Source organism: Mycobacterium sp. SM3041, assembly GCF_039668335.1.
GTDB lineage: Bacteria > Actinomycetota > Actinomycetes > Mycobacteriales > Mycobacteriaceae > Mycobacterium.
Genome location: NZ_JAYXBQ010000055.1, coordinates 149275 through 164788 on the forward strand (window position 1 = coordinate 149275; position 15514 = coordinate 164788).

The following is a 15514-nucleotide window of genomic DNA, read 5'->3' on the forward strand; positions in this document are numbered from 1 at the left end:
TGAAGATCCGCCGATCCTTCATTACAGTCACGGTCGTGACCATCGGCTACTCCCGATACGTCGCGCTCGGCGACAGCCAGACCGAGGGCCTGTTGGATGGCGACGACAACACCGGCATCCAGGGTTTCGCCGACCGCCTGGCCTGGCGACTCAACGCATTACAGCCTGGACTCCAGTACGCGAACCTCGCGGTGCGGGGCCGCCGCATCAGTGACGTACTGGACCGGCAACTGCCGCTGGCCCGGGACATGAACCCCGATCTGATCACCAGCTGCATCGGGATGAACGACGTCACCCGGCCGGTGCGCAGCTTCGACAAGGCGCTGGAGGACATGCGCCGTGTGCACATCGAACTCGCCGCCACCGGCGCGACCGTGGTCACGACGACGTTTCCCGACATCGCCCGCATCCTGCCGGTGGGACGGGTGCTCAGCGGCCGGCTGCGCCGCATCAATGAGGTGATCCGGGCCGACTCGACCCGTTTCGGCTTCCGGCTGGTCGACCTGTCGACGGCCACCTCGATGCTGGACCCCGCGACCTGGGCCGTCGACCGGGTGCACGGCTCCCCGCACGGCCATCAACTGTTCGCCGACGCCGCCGCCGAGGCGCTGGAGTTGCCCGGAAGTGATCACCGCTGGGCCGAGGTCGAGGGTGAACTCGTGCTGCCGCGACTGCGCGAGCGCATGTATTCGCAGCTGATGTGGGCCCAGAACATGCTGATGCCGTGGGTGTGGCGGCACACGCTGGGCAGTTCTCGAGGTAAGGGGCTCGAGCCGAAGCGCCCGGTGCTGGCGCCGCTCGACGCCAGCCCGGCGTTATCCGAGGCCGAGTAGTCCGAGCGGCAGCGGCGATTCACCGCGTCCGAGCGCACCGACGACGCCCGGGCAGAACGACGAGATCGCGAAGCCGGTGAACATCGTGGCCGGGCCCAGCGACATGCCCGAGGTGTCGGCGACCTTGGCCGCCGCGTCGGCCAGGGTCTGGCCGGGCTGCGCGAGCATCGGGCACACCGACTGGCCCAGCGCGACCGGATCAGACCCGTTCGGCAGCATCATGTCGGCGTTGCTGAGCGCGTTGTTGAAGGCATCGACGCCCGCATCGGCGCTGGCCGGAGCGGCTGCGACGAGGCTGCCCACGATTCCGACGGTGGTAGCTGCAATTGCGATGGCGGCGCCGAATGTGCTCTTCATGATGTCCTCATCATAGGGGAAGCAGGTTGCCGCTACCGCCTCGCGGCCGTCTCAGACGCCCGTCCAGGCGCTTGCAATCCGGGTTCCGATGTCGATGACCTTGGCATCTGCGCTGTTGATCTCGCCTGCCACATGCTGGGCGATGAAGCGCCGGATCTCGCCGTCGACGTTGGCAACGATGCGCAACAGCTCCGCCCGGATCGATGACGACGTCACGTGGATGGCGATGTCCGACGACCGTGGCGTCTTGACGTCGATGACGAGGAGCAGCGGGTGGGCGGCCCGCGCGGTCGCGGTCAGGTTGATCTCGCCGAACACCATGAACCGGGGCCGGTCGATGCGCAGGTCCAGCGTCATGTCGATTTCCAGCGGGATGCGGATTGCGAAGGTGATTTCTTCACCGAGCGTCCTGGCCACCACGGGGTGTTTGATCTGCACGCGCGCGGTGACCTTCGCGAGCCCGCCGGGGCCCTGGGCGATGGGACCCATGTCGAAGGCTTCACCGGCGATGCCGCCGATCGCGTCCGCGACACGTTCCTCGCTGACCGCGACCTCGAAGAATCGTCGACCGAATTCCTCGTAGGACATGTATTCGTGTTGTGGTTGCACTGGCATGGTGTGACTACGTTCTCATGTCGGGGACGGAAGCAGCGGCAACTGGCGGCTTCATTCGGCAAAGAGTCGCAGGCCGACGATGCCCCGGCCCCCGATACCCAGCTCCGCGATGACCACACCGCGGTAGCCGTCCCGTCGGACGCCGGCCAGGACGTACCGGCCTGCGGCAATGACCTTCTGCACGCGCGTTCCGGCGAGTTCTTCGACCAGTTCGGACACGCTGAGCCGGGCGTCAGGGCCGCGGGTGATCTGCACCGGCTCACTGAGCCGGCGCTTGACCGCCAGCTCGTCGCCCGTCGCGGCATCGGCCAGCAGCCCCGTCAACGCACGCTTTGCTCTTGTCCCTCCGGTGCGCAGCCCGCCGAGAAAACCCACCGCGCCGCCGGGGCCCTGGTTGCGCAACAGCGCCGCCGAGAGCCCCAAACCCGCCGGCAGCGCCGCGGCGCCGCACCGGACGAACTGCACGACCATGCCCGGCAGCTCCCAAAATGCTTGCAGCCGAGAAATTTTCAGCGACGCGTCGGAGCCCTCTGCCACCACGTCGTACTGCAGATAGACCGGGATGCGCAGCTGCACCTGGGTGCCCATGTGCACTTCGAGCTCGAGGTCACGCACGACGGTGTTGCCGAGCACGATGTCGGCGTCGCGGTGGAACACGATGGTGCGCGGCCCGATGAAGGTGTCGTAGAACTGTGCGATGGCACGGTGACCGACGTGCGGCCGGGAACCGGCAGGGTCCTCGACGCGTCCGTCGGCGCTGAACAGATCCACCCAGGCCGCCTTGTCGTGCGCTGCCGTGGCGGCAGGCGAGCGCTCGACGGTGGCCAGGAGGTCGTCGCGGGTCGGCGATTGTGGTACCGGCATGTCTCCATCGTCCACCACCGCCGAGTTCGGCTGCGAGGGGATGGCCTGTCGGATCGTCGTGGCAGATGTCGCCGATGTCGCGCACACTGGTCGGTATGAGCAACAACGGCCCGTTCGGCATCGATCCGGAAGAGTTCGATCGCGTCCTGCGCGAGACGGGCGAGGGCATCCGGGGCGTATTCGACCGCCTCGGCCGCGGTGCCGCCTGGGCCAACGTGGTGAACGACCTGACCCGGACGCCGCGGCACGCGACGCAGCCCGAGACCACCGGCGACACCGGCGACGGCGTGTGGGTGGTGTACACCGTCGCCGCGGACGGCGGAGCGCACGTCGAAGAGGTCTACCCCTCCGAACTGGAGGCCCTGCGGGCCAACAAGAACAACACCGACCCGTCCCGAAAGGTCAGGTTCCTGCCCTACGGCATCGGGGTGAGCGTGCTGGACGCGCCTGAACAGGCCGGCGCACCGCAGCGTGACGACGATCAGACGGCGGGGCACGAACCCCGCTGATATTGACCTGCCGACTATATCCCCGGCGACGCGGCTGACACGCTACGCTTTGCCACATTGTCGTGTGGCAGTAGTGCGAGGGGAGATGACCAGGATGTTTCGGGTACTGACGGTGGCCGCAGCGATCGCCGGAACCGCCATCGGGCTGGCACCCTTCGCGAGCGCCGATCCGGCGCTGGGCGGCAGCGACGATCCCGGCCGCTACCCCACTGACGTCCCCGGCATGAACTACCAGGCCGTCAACGGCGCGCCGTGCGACAACCACGACATCTTCATCTTCGGCCGCGGTCCGGGCGGCGCATCCATGGCCTGCCACTGGATTCCCAACCAGTGGCCGCCCGTCGACACCGGATTCTGGGGCTACTCCTATGCGATCCAGGGCGTCAAGGACATCGGTTCTCCGTGCCCGGGCCCGCAGACCGCGGCGCAGGCTCCTGACGGCCGACCGCTGCTGTGCCTGGGAGCGCAGGGCTGGCAGCCCGGCTTCAAGACCGGCGACGGGTTCTTCCCGAGCTGATCCCCACACTGCACCGCGAGCCGCTGGCCGGGTGTCGACATTCGTCACTGGCGGTAGTGCGCATTCAATTCGTTTGCAGCGCAGCACTTTCGCCTTCCATGGTTGTGGGTCACCGGTAGCCTCAAGTGCCGCGGTCGCTGACCGCCATCGCTGCCGACCGCCGTCGCTGCGATCCGCCGCGCTGCTGACCGTCATCGCCGCGACCCGCACCGCGCCCCGATCCCGCCTTCTGTTTCGGACCAGCCGACCGATTCGAACGGACGGCCGATATTCGCCCATAGGACATCGCCGGTGAGGCTGGGTTGCCGCATCGGGGCGTCGTATCAGGTTGCGGGACTGTCTGTTTCACCATCGGAATCTCCGCTCTCGGGCGGGTAGAGCGTGGGGTGGTGGTAGTGGTTGGTTCGTGGTTGGCCGACGTCGAGCAGGGGTGGTGGGGTCCATTGGGTGCGACCGTCGGGGCCCATGGTGGTGTGCCAGCCGCCGGTGTCGACCAGACGGTTGTCGCGGCCGCAGGCCAGGGTGAGGTTGGTGATGTCGGTGGGGCCGTCGTCGCGCCAGTTGGTGTTGACGTGATGAGCCTGCGAGCGCGAGGCGGGGGCGATGCAGTTGGGGCGGGTGCAGCCGTGGTCGCGGGCGAACAACGCCAGGCGTTGGGCTGTACTGGCGGTTCTCGCTGCCCGGCCCAAGTAGAGCGGTTGGCCGGTGTGCTCATCGAACACCGCCAGGTAGTTGTCCGAGCCCTGGGCTGCCATCCGCACCAGATCCTTCACCAGGAGCTTGGTACCGGTGTGGGTGAGCGCCATCCCGGCGCGCTTTTCCAGCTCGGTGACGGTGCAGGTGGCGACCACCGCGACGGGGAACCCGTTGTGCACCCCGGAGGTTCCGGTGGCCAGCATCATCCGGCCCACGAATTTGAAGGCGTCGTACTGCCGCTGCGCCACAGTCCTTGTGTCGTTGTCGATCTGCTCCTGCGTCGGGGTCCCGGAGAAGCAGGGTTCCGGATCGGCCGGGTTGCACATGCCCGGGGCGGCGTACTTGTCGAACAACACCTCCCAGTAAGCCCGCCCTTCCGGATCGAGTTGAGCGGTGACGTCGGTGCGCCCGTCAGGCCGCTGCTTACCCATCACGAACGACCGCTTCGGATCCGGCTCATCGTCGTTGGGTTCGGGCCCATCCTGATCCAGCTTGTACAACAAATCCGCCGCGACTTTGCGGAGGTCTTCGGGGGTTTTGACCCGGGCATCGGCCACCAGATCCGTCTCGCACTGCAACAACGTGACCGGGTCGGCCGCCCACAACGGCACCTTGCCGAAAAACCAGGCGATCACCTGCACGTGCTCACTATTGATCGCACCCTCGGCCAACGCGGCGGCCACCAGTTCCCACACCGGACCCAACGCCTCGCCCGTGATCGCCGAGCGCGGACCCAAATTATCCGTGTCCCGCACCCTCCGGCGGGCCTCCTCCCGGCTGATCCGCAACCGCACATGCAACACCTCAGGCCAATCCTTGGCCCCGATCCCCTTGGCGGTGGCCTGGGTTTGTGCCGCGGCCAGGATCTGATGGTCGACCGCCTCGGCCGCGCACTTCAGGGTTTCGCGGCGGGACTGCAGCTCCAACAGGACTTTGATGGGCAACCCGCTGTAGTCCAGGCCGTTGACCGTGGCGATCGCATCCTCAAGCGCCGCGTAGGCGTTGAGGACAGTAGCGGAGTCGATGGCCATACTCGAACATTAGTTCGAATCACCGACAAGGCGCTGTGACGAATGGGCCACTAGTTACCTCCTGCAACCAGCGCTAACAAAGTGACCAAAGTTTTTTCGAGAGCGTCGCCGGTAAGGCAAGGAAACCCGGCCATCCAGCGCGGCACCCCATCCGGCAGCCTGGATCAGCCCAAGCTTTTCTCAAAATGACGCCGAATGGCAGCGAGCATCGCCGCGTGCGCCTTCTCCGCCTGCGCAGCAGTGAAAGCCATGAACGGAGAAGGTGCCTCTATATCCACTACCTCGGTGAGAGCGGTGCCTGCGCCGGCAGGCGCGAAGGTGACGGTGCCACTGAGCCGCACGGACGGAAATTGGCGCGCCTCGGTGTGCACGACGCCGTCGGGCGCGATCAGCACCGTGGCCCGGTAGGTCACGCGCAGACTCAACGGGCCGAATGGGATGCGATCCCGCACCCGATAGTCACGGCGGCGGCCCCGCACATCCTGCTGATCGGCCAGACAGTCCACCGCCACCACGAGCGGATGAACCAGCTTCATATTCGCCAGATCTGTATAGAAGGTGCGGACTTCGTCGGGCGTCCCCGGCACCTCTTCCCTGAGTTCGAACCGGGACCGCGACAGCCACATCGACCCACCGTAACTTGACCGTTTCAGATGGTCAGCCAGTATCCGCCGAATCGGCGGCATGAGCTGCCCGACAGGACGTCGAAACCGACGCAAAAGCCGCGCAGAGGCCGGTCACGCCGGTCTCGGAATTAGCTGGTCACGACCTCGCAACGACCGTCACGACCTTGCATTTGCGCAAAAGCTGTGTATGGCAGTATGTTTTGCGCATTCACCTGCGAAGACGTGAAATCGCTTCTGCCCCAAACGATGCGAATACACACCGATGTAACGCACACCACAGGATTCGCGAAACGTGATGGCAGACACAGTATTTTGACCGTCGCGATTTTCCGTTGCTAGCGTTCATCGCCATGTTTGCTATTGCGACCGCCTCGCTGCTGGCTTTGGTCAACCAGGTTTCGGGTACGCCGTACGTCTCCGGCGGAGACACGGCACGCGGCACTGACTGCTCCGGACTGGCCTCCTGGGTGGCCAACGCGGCCACCGGCCGCCCCATCTACGGCAACCGGTTCAACACCGGCAACGAAGAGGCCGCACTGCGGGCTCGTGGCTTCCTGCCCGGCACCGCGCCCGGCGCCCTGAACATCGGCTGGAACGGCGGCCACACGGCCGTGACGCTGCCGGACGGCACTCCGGTGTCCAGCGGTGAGGGCGGTGGCGTCCGCATCGGTGGCGGCGGCGCCTTCCAGCGCCAGTTCACCCACCACATGCACCTGCCGATGGCCCCGGGTGAGGACATCCCCGCCGACCTGCCTCTCGACGGCCCGCTGGACGCGCCCCTGGCGCCTCCGGCCGACCCGGCCGACCTCCCGGCCCCGGAAATCATCGAGGCGGCCAACTTCGCGCCCGCTCCCGAGGCCCCGGCGCCGGCCCCCGAGGCGCCTGCCCCGGCTCCTGAGGGCCCGGAGATGCCCGTCTAACCGTTCGACGACCCCTCTGTTTCACAGTCAGGGCTGCCACCGCTCAGCGATGGCAGCCCTGACTGCTATCTGACGTCTTCGGCAAGGTGGGTTCCGGTCAGGGTGTTCCCGGCCGCGACCAGGTCGGCCGGAGAACCCTCGAAGATGACCCGGCCGCCCTCGTGACCTGCGCCGGGACCCAGGTCGATGATCCAGTCGGCGTGCGCCATGACGGCCTGGTGATGTTCGATGACGAGGACCGACTTGCCGCCGTCGACGATCCGGTCCAAGAGCGCGAGCAGTTGCTCGACGTCCGCCAGGTGCAGGCCGGTGGTCGGCTCGTCGAGGATGTAGATGTCGCCCTTCTCCCCCATCTGCGTGGCGAGCTTGAGTCGTTGTCGCTCCCCGCCGGACAGTGTGGTCAGCGGCTGCCCGAGCGTGAGGTAGCCCAGCCCGACGTCCACCATCCGGGCGAGGATTTTCTGTGCGGCCGGCACTTTCGCGTCACCGTCGGAGAAGAACTGCTCGGCCTCGGCGACGGGCATGGCGAGCACTTCGGCGATGTTCTGCCCGCCCAGGGTGTATTCGAGCACCGAGGCCCCGAACCGCCGGCCTTCGCACTCTTCACAGCGCGACTCGACGGTCGCCATCACTCCCAGGTCGGTGTAGATGACTCCGGCTCCGTTGCATGCCGGGCAGGCGCCTTCCGAATTCGAGCTGAACAGTGCGGGTTTGACGTCGTTGGCCTTGGCGAACGCCTTGCGGATGTGGTCGAGCAGTCCGGTATAGGTGGCCGGGTTGCTGCGTCGCGATCCCCGGATCGGCGCCTGGTCGATGGTGACGACGCCGTCGCGCCCGGCCACCGACCCGTCGATCAGGGAGCTCTTGCCCGAGCCCGCCACGCCCGTGATCACGGCGAGCACGCCGAGCGGGATGTCCACGTCGACGTCCTGCAGATTGTTGGTGTTTGCGCCACGAATCTCCAACGCCCCGTTGGCTTCTCGCACCGACTCCTTCAGCGCCGCCCGGTCGTCGAGATGCCGTCCGGTGATACTGCCGCTACCGCGCAGCCCCTTCACCGTGCCTTCGTAAACCACCTGGCCGCCACCCGAGCCCGCCTCGGGACCGAGGTCCACCACGTGGTCGGCGATGGCGATCACTTCCGGCTTGTGTTCGACGACCAGCACGGTGTTTCCCTTGTCCCGCAGCTGAATCAACAGGTCGTTCATGCGGGTGATGTCGTGCGGATGCAGTCCGATGGTCGGCTCGTCGAACACGTAGGTGACGTCGGTCAGGGCCGAGCCGAGGTGGCGAATCATCTTGACCCGCTGCGCTTCTCCGCCGGAGAGTGTGCCGGCGGGGCGCGCCAGGGAGAGGTAGCCCAGACCGATCGCGACAAACGAGTCGAGCGTGTGCCGCAATGTCGCCAACAGGGGCGCCACGCCGGCGCCGAGGCGCTTGTCGTCGGCCAGCGCCCCGACCCACTCCGCGAGGTCGGTGATCTGCATGGCGCAGGCCTCGGCGATGTTGACGCCCTTGATCTTTGACGAGCGAGCCAGCTCCGACAACCGGGTGCCGTCGCACTCGGGACAAGTCGTGAACGTCACCGCCCGCTCGACGAACGCCCGGATATGGGGCTGCATCGCCTCGACGTCCTTGCTCAGGAACGATTTCTTGATCTGCGGGATCAGCCCCAGGTAGGTGAGGTTGACGCCGTCGACCTTGATCTTGGTCGCCTCCTTGTGCAGCAGGGCGTCCAGTTCCTTCTTGGTGAACTTCTTGATCGGCTTGTCGGGGTCGAAGAAGCCGCAGCCGTTGAAGATTCGGCCGTACCAGCCGTCGATGCTGAAGCCGGGAATGGTGATGGCGCCCTCGTTGATCGACTTGCTGTCGTCGTACAGCGCGGTGAGATCGATGTCGTTGACGGCGCCACGACCCTCACACCGCAGACACATACCGCCCACGATGTTGAAGTCGCGACGCTCTTTGACGGTGCGTCCGGCGCGCTCCATGGTCACCGCCCCGGCCCCGCTGATCGAGGCGACGTTGAACGAGAACGCCTGCGGCGAGCCGATGTTCGGTTCACCGATCCGGCTGAACAGGATCCGGAGCAGCGCACCGGTGTCGGTGGCGGTGCCGACCGTGGAGCGTGGGTCGGAGCCCATCCGCTCCTGGTCGACGATGATCGCGGTCGTCAAACCCTCGAGCACGTCGACGTCGGGGCGGGCCTGCGACGGCATGAAGCCCTGCACGAATGCGCTGTAGGTCTCGTTGATCAGCCGCTGCGATTCGGCGGCGATGGTGTCGAACACCAGCGAGCTCTTGCCGGAGCCGGACACCCCGGTGAACACCGTCAGCCGCCGCTTGGGGATCTCGACGCTGATGTCCTTGAGGTTGTTCTCCCGGGCACCGACCACGCGGATGAGGTCATGGCTGTCAGCGGCATGCGTTCTGCTGGGCATACCCACACGCTAACCGGGCCTCGAGCCGGGTCGCTTCTCGATTCCTGATCACTTCTCGCGAGCAGCCATAAAACTGTCGAAAATCACTGGGATATCGACAGTTTTATGTCTCCTCGCGAGAACACCGCTACTTGCCGAAGCCCGCCTTGCGCAGGGCGTCGGCCATCGAGCCGGACGGCACAGACTCGCGGCGGCCACCGCCATTGCCGCGCTGCGGATTACGTCCGCGATCTTGGCCATTGCCGCGGTTCTGTCCGCCACCGTTACCGCCGCGGTTGCCGCCATCGCGTCCGCGCGGCTGCCCGCCGCCGTCGCGCCGGGCTCCGCCGCCCTGCTCGGGCCGCTTGCCGTCGCGGGCGCGCTGCGGGTCGTCGTTGAGCCGCAGGCTCAGTCCGATGCGCTGCCGCTCGACATCGACCTCGAGCACCTTGACTTTGACGACCTGGCCGGACTTGACCACCTCGTGCGGGTCGGAGACGAAGCGGTCGGCCATCGCCGACACGTGCACCAGACCGTCCTGGTGCACGCCGACGTCCACGAAAGCGCCGAACGCGGCCACGTTCGTCACGACGCCCTCGAGCACCATGCCGACCTTGAGGTCGGACACCTTCTCGACGCCGGCCGCGAAGGTCGCGGTGGAGAACGCGGGGCGCGGGTCGCGGCCCGGCTTCTCCAGCTCGCCCAGGATGTCGGTCACGGTCGGGATGCCGAATCGTTCGTCGGCGAAGTCGCCCGGCTTGAGCGCGCGCAGCTTCCGCTCGTCGCCGATCAGTTCGGCGAGGGTGACGCCGGCGCGGTCGAGGATGCGCCGCACCACCGGGTAGGCCTCGGGATGCACACCCGAGGCGTCCAGCGGGTCGTCGCCTTCCCGGATGCGCAGGAAGCCGGCGCACTGCTCAAAAGCCTTGGGGCCCAGACGTGGAACGTCGAGCAGACCGCTGCGGCTGCGGAACGGTCCGGTCTTGTCGCGGTACGACACGATCGACTCGGCCAGCGATTCGGTGACGCCGGAGACCTTGGCCAGCAGCGGCACCGAGGCCGTGTTGAGGTCGACACCGACCGCGTTCACGGCGTCCTCGACCACCGCGTCGAGGCTGCGGGCCAGGGTTCCGGGCGTCACGTCGTGCTGGTACTGCCCGACGCCGATCGACTTCGGCTCGATCTTGACCAGTTCGGCGAGCGGGTCCTGCAGACGACGGGCGATCGAGACCGCGCCGCGCAGCGTCACGTCCAGGTCGGGCAGCTCGTGGGCGGCATAGGCCGATGCCGAGTACACCGAGGCGCCGGCCTCGCTGACGATCGCCTTGGTCGGCAGCCGCTTGGGACCGGACGCGCCCGCCGCCTTCAGGTCGGCGATGAGTTCGGTTGCCAGCGCATCGGTTTCGCGGGACGCGGTGCCGTTACCGATGGCGATCAGTTCGACGTTGTGCCGCGCGACGAGGGCGGCCAGCGTCGCCTTGGCGTCGTTCCACTTGTTCTGCGGCTGATGCGGGTAGATGGCACAGGTGTCGACGACCTTGCCGGTGCCGTCCACCACCGCGACCTTCACACCGGTGCGGAACCCGGGATCGAGTCCCAGCGTGGCGCGGGTTCCGGCCGGCGCGGCCAGCAGCAGGTCCTTGAGATTCTTGGCGAACACCGCGACGGCGTCCTCCTCGGCGCGCTGCCGCAGCCGGATCCGGGCGTCGACGGCCGCCGAGAACATCAGCTTGGTGCGCCAGGCCCAGCCGACCGTCGCGGTCAGCCACGGCGTGGCGGCGCCCCCGGCAGCCATGTCCACACCGAGCGACTGCGCGATCATGGCCTGGTACAGCGTCTCGTCGCCGCCGTCGAAGTTGAGCGACAGCGCCTCTTCCTTCTCACCTCGCAATACCGCCAGCACGCGGTGCGACGGCATGTCCTCGAGCGGCTCGGAGTACTCGAAGTAGTCGCGGAACTTCTGGGCGGCAGGGCTTTTCGCCGCCTCCTCCGACCACGGCTTGGTGGTCAGGGTGCCGTCGGACCAGAACTTCTCGCGCACGGCACCGACCAGTTCGGCGTCCTCGGACACCCGCTCCACCAGGATGTGGCGCGCGCCGTCGAGTGCGGCGGCGACGTCGGCCACCTCCTCACCCAGGAACTCGGCGGCCACGTCCTCGGGGTTGAGCGTGGGGTCGGCGAGCAGCCGGTCCGCCAGCGGCTCCAGGCCGGCCTCGCGGGCGATCTGCGCCTTGGTGCGGCGCTTGGGCTTGTACGGCAGGTAGATGTCTTCGACCCTGGACTTCGTCTCGGCGGCCAGCAGCGCCGCCTTCAGGTCGTCGGTGAGCTTGCCCTGTTCTTCGATCGAGGCCAGCACAGCGTCGCGCCGCTGATCCAGTTCACGCAGATACCGGAGCCGCTCCTCGAGGGTGCGGAGCTGACCGTCGTCCAGGCTGCCGGTGACTTCCTTGCGGTACCGCGCGATGAACGGCACGGTCGCGCCTTCGTCCAGCAGCCGTACCGCGGCGTCGACCTGACCTTCGGCGACGGCCAACTCTTCGGCCAGGCGGGCGTTCACGGACTTGACGACAGACTTGACGCTCAAATTCACGGGCTGGACCCTACCCAATGCTGCCGACAGTCGTCGGCAGCGGCGAGTAAGTTTGCGCTATGCCTCAGCCGATCCCGACGCACCACGCCCCTGGGCGCACCCGGTAGCGCGACATGAATCCCGACGTGCGCACCCTGTGGATGGTCGTCTCCATGACCGCCCTGCTGTTCGGGTTGCTGCATGTCTGGGTGGGGGCCGGTAGGCGGCGACATCCGGCGGTCCAGCTGTGGGGCGCGGGCAATTTCCTGGGTGCCCTCGGAGCCGGGCTGCTGAGCGCCCGCGGGCTGGTGCCCGAGGTGTTGTCGGTGACGGTCTCCAACGTCCTGATCGTCATGTGCTGGTCGTTGATCTGGGGTGGTCTGTGCGCCTTCAACGGCCAGCCGGTCCGCGGCCGGGTGATGGCTGCCGGGCCGCTGGTGGTGCTGGCCGCGTTCGAGTTGATACCGCCGTTCAACGTCAGCATCCCGGCCCGGGTGTCCCTGACGGCTCTCGTGCTGGCCGGATATTTCGCGCTCAGCGTCGTCGACGGCATCAAAGCCCAGCGTGTCGAGCGCCTGGCGTCGCGGCGCATCCTGATCGGCCTGTACGTCGTCGCGGCCGCGGCGACCGTCGCGCGTTCGGTCAGCCTCCATCTGGACGCCGGCGCGGTGCAGTTCGCCACCACCAGCGCGGCCGTGTCGGTGCCGATGCTCTTCTTCGCTTTCGCCGTGATGGCCATCAACCTGTGCCTGTCGCTGATGGGTTGGGAGCGGCTCGAGGATCAATTGGCCGACGCGGCGATGCTCGACTCTCTCACCAGGACGCTGAACCGCGCGGGCTTCATGATCCAGGCGCAGCGGCTGGCCGAGGAGTGCGTCGCGCGCCAGTTGCGGTGCTCGGTCATCGTGATGGATCTGGATGAGTTCAAGGCCGTCAACGACGTCTTCGGGCACGAGGCCGGCGACCGGCTGCTGACCGAGTTCGCATGCGTGGCACGGTCGAATCTGCGCAGCGGCGACCTGTTGGCGCGGATCGGCGGCGAGGAATTCTGCGCGATGCTGCCGGGTGTCGACGAAAGTCAGGCGGCCGTCATCGCCGACCGGCTCCGGGTGGCGTTCGCCGCCGCCACGTTCAGCCACAATGACGCGGTGCTCGCCGGAACGGTGAGCATCGGGGTATCGCAGCTCGGGCACAAGGCGGGGTTGCGGTCGGCGATCCGCCGCGCCGACGTGGCGATGTACGAAGCGAAGAGCCGGGGCCGCGACCGCGTGATCCGCGCCTCCGCGGCGGGCAGGGACTGAGCTCTCGACTCAGTACGTCCCGCAGTTCGGCGACGTGGGCTCACCGTTGAAGCGCGCCGCGATCCATTGCATGGCGGGCTCGCCGTCGACCAGCATCGGCAGGGCATGGTTGATCACCAGTTTGTTCAGGAACGGGGGCTCCTCGTTGGTGCGGAACTCGACATCGGCCCCCTTGTCGCACCAGTCCCGCCCGAGCTGGTTGGCCGCGGTCCACGGCACGAGCGGGTCGTAGCGGTTGCTGTTGATGAGGACCGGAGCGTTGGGCTTGTACTTGCCGAGCTTCTGCATGTCGAACAGCGTCTTGAAGGGCTCTTCCTCGACCAGCACGTTGATGTCCTCGGTGAAGTACGGCTGCAGATGCCGGAACATGAAGTCGACGATGGTCTGAGCGACACACTGCCGTGAGACGCTCTCGAGCATGTCCTTGCCGCGCTGGGTGAGCTTGGAGCGGATCAGGTCGGCGAACTCGGGGTAGGCGTAGATTTCGCCGTTGAGCGCGTAACCGACCACGCCGACCAGCGCGCTGCCGTCGGTGTACGGGAACAGTTCCTTGAGATCGGCCACTGGCGCCCCGGCGTACGTGCCGACGACGTGCAGTTCAGGCGCGTAGGACGACGCCAGCTCGGCCGCCGACGCCGCCGCGCCTCCGCCTTGCGAGTAGCCCCAGAAAGCAACGGGCCCATCGGGATCCAGCGAGGTGCCCGGCAGCTTCTTGGCGGCACGCGTGGCGTCGAGCACCGCGGCGGCCTCGGCGACGCGGTTGACGTACGTGTGCATCCCGGGAGTACCGAGGCCCTCGTAGTCGGTCATCACGATCGCGAATCCGCGCGCGACCATCGTGGCGATGAACGCCTCTTCGTAGTTGACCATGATGTCCCAGCCACCCGAGTAATGGATGCCCTGGTTGAACTGGCGCGACGGTGCGCACTGGTTGCCCTGGCCCTGCGTACCGACCGCGTAGCTGATCAGTGGCCGCGGCCCCTTGCCCGGCCAGTCGTTGTACGGCTCGAAGTAGGTACCGGTCACGGCGACCGGGTTTCCGCGGGCATCGGTGCTGCGGTACATGATTCGCGTGCCGGTGGCCATGATGGCGCCGAGCTGGCCGGACGGTTCGAGCACCAGGCGCGACGGTTCGGTGCGGATCAGGTCCCCGGGGCGGCCGGGCGGCAGCGGGTCCGGGGGTAGATAGAACTCGGCGTACTGCGGCTCGTCGCCGTCCGCGTGGGCTGCGGGCACTCCCGCGAGCACTGAACCGATGAGCAGACACGCTGCCAGAACGCCCCCGAAACGATGCATAACGGGACAATAACAATGGGAATCTCGTACACGAAATGAGAAGTACCTGAAATCAAGAATTCAATTCTTGACAGACGTCGAGTGACAGGCCGCACAGACATTACCTGGAAGCGATCCACGAAGTCGGCGAGCCCGATGTGTCCGCCACGGCATATCGCGGGCGATTCCGCGTGACATCACACCTGCGAGAACGCCGCTATCGGAGTTTCTGCCCCGGCGCGCTGATTTACTGGCCATCGTTACTTCGACCCCGGAGATGAGCAGCAATGGACGACGAGACGACGGCCGCCCCCGACGCAGCGGACAGCCCGCCGGTGATCACCGCGCAGGGGCTCGCTGTCATCGGCGAGCACGGCCCGCTCTTCTCTGATGTCGACCTGGAGTTGCGGCCGGGATTCCACGCCATTCAGATGCCGGGCGGTCCGGCGCAGCACACGCTCCTGCTGTCGCTGGCAGGCCGGCTCAAGCCGACGCGCGGCACCGTCACCGTCAATGGCGCGACGGGGCCCCGCGGCATCCGGAAGCACTGTGCTATCGCCGCGTTCGCCGACATCGACGACCTGGAAGACATGGTGACGGTCCAGACGGTCATCACCGAGCAGCGCCGCTGGGTGTCGCCGTTCCCGGCCTGGGTTCCGGTCCAGTCGGACGTCCCGGAGATGACGGCGGTCTTCGGCGACGACCTTCCGCTGCTGTCGCCAAAGAGCTTCATCATCGAGCTGTCCGATCTCGAGCTCTTTCTGCTGCGCATCACCCTGGCCCTGATGTCCGACCGGCCGGTGCTGATCGTCGGCGACCTCGAGCAGGTCCGCGACAACGAACGCCGTGCCCTCGCGGTACAGCGGCTCGGCGCCCTCGCCGAGCACCGCACCGTCGTCGTCGGAGTGACCAACCCGCTGGGCGAGGACGCCCCCGACCACGTTCTGCATGACCGCCGCATGCTGACCGGAAAGGCCTGAC

At 67.1% G+C, this 15514-nt stretch carries 14 protein-coding genes; 6 read left to right on the forward strand and 8 right to left on the reverse strand.

The genetic code is table 11. The features are described from left to right. Positions 1-35 precede the first annotated feature (35 nt). On the forward strand, positions 36-833 hold the full coding sequence (locus VXD91_RS20525) for an SGNH/GDSL hydrolase family protein (protein ID WP_346416243.1): 798 nt from the start codon (positions 36-38) through the stop codon (positions 831-833). Here the strand turns inward: VXD91_RS20525 and VXD91_RS20530 are convergent. Genes VXD91_RS20530 through VXD91_RS20540 form a run of 3 tightly spaced genes read right to left on the reverse strand, consistent with a single transcriptional unit; the run spans position 816 to position 2669 of the window. After that, positions 816-1190: a DUF732 domain-containing protein gene (locus tag VXD91_RS20530; protein WP_318984945.1), complete on the reverse strand. Its 375-nt coding sequence runs from the start codon at positions 1188-1190 to the stop codon at positions 816-818. The genes VXD91_RS20525 and VXD91_RS20530 overlap by 18 nt on opposite strands. A gap of 51 nt (positions 1191-1241) precedes the next feature. Further along, positions 1242-1805, reverse strand: coding sequence for a hypothetical protein (locus VXD91_RS20535; protein ID WP_212814345.1), 564 nt, complete (start codon positions 1803-1805; stop codon positions 1242-1244). A gap of 51 nt (positions 1806-1856) precedes the next feature. Continuing rightward, complete coding sequence (locus tag VXD91_RS20540; protein WP_212814343.1) at positions 1857-2669, reverse strand: nuclear transport factor 2 family protein; 813 nt, start codon at positions 2667-2669, stop codon at positions 1857-1859. A gap of 95 nt (positions 2670-2764) precedes the next feature. Here VXD91_RS20540 and VXD91_RS20545 point away from each other — a divergent pair, with 95 nt between their 5' ends. Continuing rightward, positions 2765-3178, forward strand: a complete 414-nt coding sequence (locus tag VXD91_RS20545; RefSeq protein WP_212814785.1) for a hypothetical protein — start codon at positions 2765-2767, stop codon at positions 3176-3178. 94 nt (positions 3179-3272) lie between these two features. After that, complete coding sequence (locus VXD91_RS20550; RefSeq protein WP_212814341.1) at positions 3273-3695, forward strand: hypothetical protein; 423 nt, start codon at positions 3273-3275, stop codon at positions 3693-3695. Positions 3696-4018: 323 nt separating this feature from the next. On the opposite strand, the gene VXD91_RS20555 is transcribed toward VXD91_RS20550, so the two are convergent. Both VXD91_RS20555 and VXD91_RS20560 read right to left on the reverse strand, forming a co-directional pair. Next, a complete protein-coding gene (locus tag VXD91_RS20555) occupies positions 4019-5422 on the reverse strand; it encodes an HNH endonuclease signature motif containing protein (RefSeq protein WP_212814337.1) in 1404 nt (467 codons plus the stop codon). Positions 5423-5586: 164 nt separating this feature from the next. Continuing rightward, complete coding sequence (locus tag VXD91_RS20560; protein ID WP_212814335.1) at positions 5587-6048, reverse strand: SRPBCC family protein; 462 nt, start codon at positions 6046-6048, stop codon at positions 5587-5589. Between the two features lie 350 nt (positions 6049-6398). Between VXD91_RS20560 and VXD91_RS20565 the strand changes: the two genes are divergently transcribed. Further along, on the forward strand, positions 6399-6968 hold the full coding sequence (locus tag VXD91_RS20565) for a peptidoglycan endopeptidase (RefSeq protein ID WP_212814333.1): 570 nt from the start codon (positions 6399-6401) through the stop codon (positions 6966-6968). A 65-nt stretch (positions 6969-7033) separates the two neighbouring features. Here the strand turns inward: VXD91_RS20565 and VXD91_RS20570 are convergent, their stop codons facing one another. Both VXD91_RS20570 and VXD91_RS20575 read right to left on the reverse strand, forming a co-directional pair. Then, positions 7034-9409, reverse strand: coding sequence for an excinuclease ABC subunit UvrA (locus VXD91_RS20570; RefSeq protein ID WP_346416244.1), 2376 nt, complete (start codon positions 9407-9409; stop codon positions 7034-7036). A gap of 127 nt (positions 9410-9536) precedes the next feature. Further along, entirely contained in the window at positions 9537-11978 is a 2442-nt protein-coding gene (locus VXD91_RS20575) for a Tex family protein (RefSeq protein WP_212814329.1), read from the reverse strand. Positions 11979-12091: 113 nt separating this feature from the next. Here VXD91_RS20575 and VXD91_RS20580 point away from each other — a divergent pair, with 113 nt between their 5' ends. Continuing rightward, entirely contained in the window at positions 12092-13258 is a 1167-nt protein-coding gene (locus VXD91_RS20580) for a GGDEF domain-containing protein (protein WP_212814327.1), read from the forward strand. 9 nt (positions 13259-13267) lie between these two features. On the opposite strand, the gene VXD91_RS20585 is transcribed toward VXD91_RS20580, so the two are convergent. Continuing rightward, a complete protein-coding gene (locus VXD91_RS20585) occupies positions 13268-14554 on the reverse strand; it encodes a lipase family protein (protein WP_318984938.1) in 1287 nt (428 codons plus the stop codon). A gap of 266 nt (positions 14555-14820) precedes the next feature. On the opposite strand from VXD91_RS20585, the gene VXD91_RS20590 reads away from it, so the two are divergent. Continuing rightward, positions 14821-15513, forward strand: a complete 693-nt coding sequence (locus VXD91_RS20590; protein WP_318984937.1) for a hypothetical protein — start codon at positions 14821-14823, stop codon at positions 15511-15513. Position 15514: the final 1 nt, after the last annotated feature.

Coding starts and splice junctions, on each gene's coding strand:
- VXD91_RS20530 (WP_318984945.1), bottom strand. CDS start 1,190: ATGAAGAGCACATTCGGCGCCGCCATCGCAATTGCAGCTACCACCGTC.
- VXD91_RS20540 (WP_212814343.1), bottom strand. CDS start 2,669: ATGCCGGTACCACAATCGCCGACCCGCGACGACCTCCTGGCCACCGTC.
- VXD91_RS20560 (WP_212814335.1), bottom strand. CDS start 6,048: ATGTGGCTGTCGCGGTCCCGGTTCGAACTCAGGGAAGAGGTGCCGGGG.
- VXD91_RS20565 (WP_212814333.1), top strand. CDS start 6,399: ATGTTTGCTATTGCGACCGCCTCGCTGCTGGCTTTGGTCAACCAGGTT.
- VXD91_RS20590 (WP_318984937.1), top strand. CDS start 14,821: ATGGACGACGAGACGACGGCCGCCCCCGACGCAGCGGACAGCCCGCCG.
- VXD91_RS20585 (WP_318984938.1), bottom strand. CDS start 14,554: ATGCATCGTTTCGGGGGCGTTCTGGCAGCGTGTCTGCTCATCGGTTCA.
- VXD91_RS20580 (WP_212814327.1), top strand. CDS start 12,092: ATGAATCCCGACGTGCGCACCCTGTGGATGGTCGTCTCCATGACCGCC.
- VXD91_RS20570 (WP_346416244.1), bottom strand. CDS start 9,409: ATGCCCAGCAGAACGCATGCCGCTGACAGCCATGACCTCATCCGCGTG.
- VXD91_RS20550 (WP_212814341.1), top strand. CDS start 3,273: ATGTTTCGGGTACTGACGGTGGCCGCAGCGATCGCCGGAACCGCCATC.
- VXD91_RS20555 (WP_212814337.1), bottom strand. CDS start 5,422: ATGGCCATCGACTCCGCTACTGTCCTCAACGCCTACGCGGCGCTTGAG.
- VXD91_RS20535 (WP_212814345.1), bottom strand. CDS start 1,805: ATGCCAGTGCAACCACAACACGAATACATGTCCTACGAGGAATTCGGT.
- VXD91_RS20545 (WP_212814785.1), top strand. CDS start 2,765: ATGAGCAACAACGGCCCGTTCGGCATCGATCCGGAAGAGTTCGATCGC.